The organism is Microcystis sp. LE19-41.2A (genome assembly GCF_027530405.1).
GTDB classification, from domain to species: Bacteria; Cyanobacteriota; Cyanobacteriia; order Cyanobacteriales; family Microcystaceae; genus Microcystis; species Microcystis aeruginosa.
Window position 1 is genome coordinate 1 of record NZ_JAPZQJ010000350.1, and the last position, 1,033, is coordinate 1,033.

The 1,033-nt window shown below is 44.4% G+C and carries 2 protein-coding genes; both read left to right on the forward strand.

Translation table 11 applies throughout. The annotated features are described in order from the left end of the window. Positions 1–365 precede the first annotated feature (365 nt). Positions 366–632: a type II toxin-antitoxin system HicB family antitoxin gene (locus O9290_RS14305; RefSeq protein WP_004159412.1), complete on the forward strand. Its 267-nt coding sequence runs from the start codon at positions 366–368 to the stop codon at positions 630–632. Next, complete coding sequence (locus tag O9290_RS14310) at positions 629–778, forward strand: type II toxin-antitoxin system HicA family toxin (RefSeq protein ID WP_288057510.1); 150 nt, start codon at positions 629–631, stop codon at positions 776–778. Before O9290_RS14305 ends, O9290_RS14310 begins: the two co-directional genes overlap by 4 nt. Positions 779–1,033: the final 255 nt, after the last annotated feature.

Consider the following 1,033-nt stretch of genomic DNA (forward strand, 5'->3'; position numbering starts at 1 on the left):
CCATTGGAGGGATCGGGGGTAAAATTCAGGTACTTTTTCCCTGAAAATTAGGTAACTGACTACCTCAAAATCGGTAAAACCCTACACCCCACACCCCACACCCCACACCCTGCCCCCACCAACAAACTTTTTCAGCAGACCTTATCTATCAACCAATATCCCCCCGAGGCCATCTTCCCGTGGAACAGGCTAGAAGCCTGTTTTAGATTAGGTACAATTAATGATACGATCGGTGCGTTACGGCGGCGTGTTAATTTTGGTTTTTTGACCGAATTGGTAGCCGCCTAACGCACCCTACATTTTACGATTAATCAAAAAATTCGCTGAAAGAAAGGAGCATAAATTGGACGCTTACCTACAAAGCAATGTATAAATTTCTGGAACAAGGAGTCCATGGAGAAGTCTTGGATTTCCCTGGCGTGATTTCCTGGGGAAATGATCTAGCAACAGTACGCCGTTCCTTAGCCAGTGCGCTGGTGGACATGGCAGAAGTTAATATATCTAGGGGGGAATCTTTACCCTTGCCTAATGCGTTGTTAACAGACCCAGAAGCGGATTTAGAAGAACCAATTTATCTAATCTTTTCTGCATCAACCCATGTCCAAATTGTACCGACTTCGATCGCCTCATGAAGCGTCGAGATTTGTTGCGTTATCTCAGTCAACAGGGTTGTCAATTGGTACGAGAAGGAAGTGAACATTCCATCTGGGAAAATCCACCCAATGGTCGGCGTACAGCCATCCCTCGACATCGAGAAATTGTCGAGGGATGGCTGTGAGAATTTTTCGTCAGTTGGACATACCAGAACCTTGAACACAAGCGGCGATCGCTCTGATCACATGAGCTACTTTATCATTCTGCCTCAAAATTGTTTTTTTATTGGTCGGCAATAATGGTTCTTCGTTACTTGGTATGATTCGATCAGGGGGCATAAATCGACTAAATCCTTATAGGGCAAGAGACTCAATTGATTAGCTCGTTCTAGATAGAAAACAATTGGCCAAAATCGAAGCAATGTCTTTCTGTGTAAGGG